Origin of the sequence: Streptomyces sp. SID5785 (assembly GCF_009870065.1) — a bacterium.
In the GTDB taxonomy this organism is placed as follows: domain Bacteria; phylum Actinomycetota; class Actinomycetes; order Streptomycetales; family Streptomycetaceae; genus Streptomyces.
The window spans coordinates 1-4,550 of record NZ_WWIA01000410.1 but is presented as its reverse complement, the minus strand read 5'-3'; the positions used below and the strand labels follow the sequence as shown (position 1 = coordinate 4,550).

General features: G+C 75.7%; 5 protein-coding genes and 1 pseudogene. 2 read left to right on the top strand and 4 right to left on the bottom strand.

From position 1 onward, the window contains the following. Together lnt and GTW43_RS13620 are read right to left on the bottom strand one after the other, a co-directional pair. Positions 1–1,550: apolipoprotein N-acyltransferase (gene lnt / locus GTW43_RS13625; protein ID WP_161301935.1), on the bottom strand; the 1,550-nt coding region annotated here is incomplete at its 3' end. A 91-nt stretch (positions 1,551–1,641) separates the two neighbouring features. Then, entirely contained in the window at positions 1,642–2,121 is a 480-nt protein-coding gene (locus GTW43_RS13620) for a nuclear transport factor 2 family protein (protein ID WP_161301933.1), read from the bottom strand. 133 nt (positions 2,122–2,254) lie between these two features. Between GTW43_RS13620 and GTW43_RS13615 the strand changes: the two genes are divergently transcribed. Further along, positions 2,255–2,923 carry a hypothetical protein gene (locus GTW43_RS13615; protein ID WP_202501404.1) on the top strand — a complete coding sequence of 223 codons (669 nt, stop codon included), beginning with the start codon at positions 2,255–2,257 and terminating at the stop codon, positions 2,921–2,923. A gap of 55 nt (positions 2,924–2,978) precedes the next feature. After that, a complete protein-coding gene (locus GTW43_RS13610) occupies positions 2,979–3,725 on the top strand; it encodes an SDR family oxidoreductase (RefSeq protein WP_161301931.1) in 747 nt (248 codons plus the stop codon). A 23-nt stretch (positions 3,726–3,748) separates the two neighbouring features. Here GTW43_RS13610 and GTW43_RS37510 read toward each other — a convergent pair whose 3' ends face one another. Beyond that, the gene (locus tag GTW43_RS37510) at positions 3,749–3,922 is read right to left on the bottom strand and encodes a hypothetical protein (RefSeq protein ID WP_202501403.1); all 174 of its coding nucleotides are present in this window, start codon (positions 3,920–3,922) and stop codon (positions 3,749–3,751) included. A gap of 114 nt (positions 3,923–4,036) precedes the next feature. After that, positions 4,037–4,550, bottom strand: a pseudogene (locus GTW43_RS13605) (transcriptional regulator); the annotation flags it as partial.

Here is a 4,550-nt window from a genome sequence, read left to right as displayed (position 1 = left end):
GCGGGCGCCGACCGCCGTGCGCGGCGCAGCAGTTCGGCCGCCGCCAGCACCGCGAGGACGGTGACCGCCGCGTGCACCGGCCAGTCGCCGAACCGCACGTACAGCGTGGTGCCGTGCGCGGTCGGCACCTCGTAGACCCGGGCGGCACTTGCCGACGTGCCGAGCCACGCGCCCGCCCGGGACCCGTCGGGCCCGTACACCGCGGACACCCCGGTCAGGGTCGCGTGGACCATCGGCCGGCCCGTCTCCGCGGCCCGCACCGCGGCGAGCGACGCGTGCTGCTGCGGCGCCCAGCTGTGCTGGAACGACGAGGTCGACGACTGGGCGAGGAGGATCCGCGCGCCGTCCCGCGTCAGGTGCCGTGTCATGTCGGGGAAGGCCGACTCGAAGCAGACCAGCGGCCCCACCCGCAGCACGCCGTCCCCGCGAGGTACGTCCATGACGACCTGCCGGGACCCACGCATCCGGTCCTCGCCCGCGGCCTTGCCGACCGACGTGGCCCAGCCGAGCAGTGATCGCGCCGGGACGTACTCGCCGAACGGCACGAGCCGCATCTTCGCGTACGGGGCGCCGGTCGGCCCGTCCGGGCCGATCAGCACGGAGCTCTTGTAGATGCCGGCCGAGCCGCCCCCTTCCTCGGCGCCGGCCGCGGAGGCCCGTCGCGCGTCCACGTTCACCAGCACGTCCGCACCGACCTCGCGGGACAGCGCCGCGATCCGCCCGGCCAGGTCCGGGCGCGCCGCCAGGTCGAAGCCGACACTGCTCTCGCCCCACACCACCAGGTCGACGTCCCGGCCGGTCAGCTGCCGGGTTAGCGTCACCTCGCGGTCGAAGCGCCGCTGCCCGCTGTCGTCGCCGTCCACGATCCCGGGCTGGACCACCGCGATCCGTGTCGTCCCGTCCGTCTCGGGGCGCGGCGCCCAGGCCCACGCGGCGCCCGTCACGGTGACCGTGGCGACGAGTCCGGCCACCGCGGGCGTCCGTGCCTCCCGGGCCACGAGCAGTACCACGATCCCCGTGTTCACCGTCACCACGAGCAGGCTCACCAGCCAGACCCCGCCCACCGACGCGAGCCGCAGCGCGGGCACCACCTGCCACTGGCTCGACCCGAGCAGGCCCCACGGCCCGCCCAACCCCTGCCAGGAGCGGACCAGTTCGACCATCAGCCAGCACGACGGCACCGCGACCAGCGCGGCCGCCGCCTGCCCGGGGGCGGGCGACCCGTGCAGCAGCCGGCGCAGCAGCATCCCCCACGGCGCCCACAGCGCACCGAGCAGCGCCGCTATCAGCACCGTGAAGACATGCAGGCTCGGCAGCAGCCAGTGATGCACCGCCAGCATGAAACCGAGGCCGCCCAGCCAGCCGTCCAGAGCGGCCCGGCCCGGGGTCCGCGCCGACCGGGCCAGCAGCATCCACGGCACTAGCGCGACGTACGCGAACCACCACCACGACGGTGCGGGGAACGCGAGCGCGGGCAGCGCGCCCGCCCCGGCCGCCGCCGCGCCCCGCCACCACGGGGACCCTCCGAGCCGCTGCCGCCACCGCTCCATGGGCGCGCCTCCCGTGCTCGTACGAGACCTGCCAGGTCCCCTCAGTGTGCGCGCCCCCGGCGATCAACGACAGGGGGCGTCCGGACACCCGTCACGAGCCGCCCGGCGCGCCCGGTCCACGCTGCGGGGTGCGCCGCCACTTCTCGTGCACCGTGACCCGGTGCACGCGCCAGCCGGCGTCCGCCCTGACGAGGGAGAACGTGTAGCGGCCGCCGCACACGAAGTCGGGCGCGGTGCCGTCGCCGGGGAAACGCATCGGATTGACGTAGTCCGCCTGCACCTGTGCCTCGTCGCCCACGTCCCGCTCGAGACGGCCGAACCGCACCCGGCGGTTGACGATCAGGTGCTGGCGCATCGGGAAGAGCTCCATCGTCGACGCGAGCCACCGCGCGATCTCGTCCCCGCTGCCCTCCACCCCGCCCGCCGAGCGGTAGTCGGCGCGGCCGTCCGGCGCGAACAGGGCGCGGTAGGCCGCCCAGTCGCCGTCGTCCACGGCCACCGCGTAGTCGGTCACCACCTCGTCGACGGCGAGCCGGTCGAGGACGGTCGCCAGTTCCACACGCTGCGTCATCGGCTCAGTCTCGGGCGTGCGGTGCGCGGATCCAAGAGGCGTGCGCGTCCCGGCTGACGTGCCGTCGCACTCCGCGCCCCGGCGCTCCGGTCCGGCACCACCCGGCCCTCCCCGGTGAACTACGGTGAGCCGCATGGCAGCTCACCCGGACACGACACCGTCCGCCCCCTTCCCGGGGCCGGTCACCGCCGACGACGTCGCGGAGGCCGTCCGGCTCACCGTGGCCGCACTGCGCCCCGCCGCCGCGGCCGACTGGGACGCCCCCGCGGGCACCCTGACCTGGACCTGCTGGGAGACCGGCGAACACCTCGCGGACGACCTCTTCTTCTACGCCGCGGGCATCGGCTCCCTCAACCCGCGCACCGAGCCCGGCGACGGCTTCGGCGGTGACCGCCGCCGCCCCGAGGGGCCGCTGAACGTGGTCACCGCCGACCGCGCGGCCGGCGCCGAGGCCCTGTTCCAGGTCCTGGAGGACTGCGGCGGGCTGCTCGCCGCCGTGGTGCGGGCCACGCCGCCCGAGGCACGCAGCCATCACGTCCACGGTGTCAGCGACCCCGAGGGCTTCGCCGCGATGGGCGTCGTCGAGACCCTCGTGCACGCCCACGACATGGCGCGCGGCCTGGGCGTCCCCTTCGACGCGCCCGCCGCGCTGTGCGCCCGCTCGCTGCGTCGGCTGTTCCCCGACGTCCCGCACGACACCCCGCCCTGGCCGACGCTCCTGTGGGCGACCGGCCGTGGTGACCTGCCCGGTCGTACCCGGCGCACCGCCTGGCGCTGGTACGGTGCGCCCGGCGCGACGTGATCATCGTGTCCCCGGCTCATGAGGCCCGGGGGCACAGAACGACCGGGAGGTCCGCTTGACCAGCCCCCGCCCCCGTACCCTCGTGACCGGCGGCAGCCGCGGCATCGGCGCCGCCACCGTGCTGCGCCTCGCCCACGACGGGCACGACCTCGCCCTGTCCTACGTGAACGACAAGGATGCGGCGGAGCGCACCGCCGAGGCCGTCCGCGCCACCGGCGCCCGCTGTGTCGTCGGCCGGGCCGACACGTCCCGCGAGGACGACGTGGAGCGGCTGTTCGACCTCGCGCAGGACGAACTCGGCCCGCTCACCGGCCTGGTGAACAACGCGGGTGTCACGACGCCCATCGGCCCGCTCGCCGACGCCGGCACGGACGACCTGCGCCGCGTCGTCGACGTCAACGTCCTCGGGGTGCTGCTCTGCTGCCGGCGCGCCGCCCGGGACATGGGCGCCGCAGGCGAGGGCGCGGTCGTGAACGTGTCGTCGGCCGCGGCGACCCTCGGCAGCCCCGGCGACTACGTCCACTACGCCGCGTCCAAGGCCGCCGTCGACACCATCACGCTGGGGCTCGCCAAGGAACTCGGGCCGCTCGGCGTCCGGGTCAACGCGGTGGCGCCCGGCATCATCGACACGGAGATCCACGCGGCGAGCGGTGCCCCCGACCGGGCCGCCGCGTCGGCGCCGGGCATCCCGCTGCGCCGCCCGGGCACGGCCGACGAGGTCGCGGCGGCGATCGCCTGGCTGCTGTCGCCCAGCGCCGCGTACACGACCGGCACGGTGCTGCGGGTGGCCGGAGGGCGCTGAGCGCGGGGCTCCCGCGGGCCGGATCAGGCCGCGTCGCCGACCTCGGCGCGGGCCGCCCGGGCCCACTCGGCGACGAGCAGTGCGTACTCCGCGCGCTGCTCGGCGGTCGGTCTGCCGCCCGCGCGCAGCCAGAGTCCGCGGATCTCCTCGTTCACCTCGTCGGCGGACCGCACGGGACGCGCAGGGACAGGCGGCATGTGCCAAGGTTACGTGCCGCCCGCCCGATCGGGAACCCTGAGCGAGCGTCCGGATGCGCCAAGTGATCGAATCCGTCAGTGAGTTGACCGTTCGGAGTCCGCTGTTCCGTGAGGTCAGCCCGCAGCCGTCGCCACCAGTTCCGGTACGACGCTCTCGCCGAGTTGGGCGAGCCGCCGCGCGTCCGGCGTGCCGGGCTCGGCCGTGTACAGCATGACGCGCAGCCCCGCGCCCTCGACCGTGAGGACGTCGCAGTCGAGCGTCAGCGTCCCCACCCGCGGATGATCGACGGTCTTGCGCGCCGCCTCGTGCCGGCCCACCGCGCCGCCGTCCCACAGATCGGCGAACCGCGCGCTGCGCGTGCGCAGTTCGGCCACCAGTTCGCGCAGCCGTGGATCGCGCGGATGCCGCTGCGCCGTCGTGCGCAGATCGCCGACGAGCGCCTCCTCCAGAGCCCTGCGCTCGGCGGGGGAGAGCAGGACCCGGCCCGGCGGACCCAGGAACGTCCACCACACGCCGTTGCGCCCGTGCCCCGGCCAGTCCGGCCGCTCCCCGAGCAGCGCCGTGTACAGCGGATTGGCGAGCAACAGGGTCCAGGCCGCGTCGAACACCGCGGCGGGCGTCCCCGCG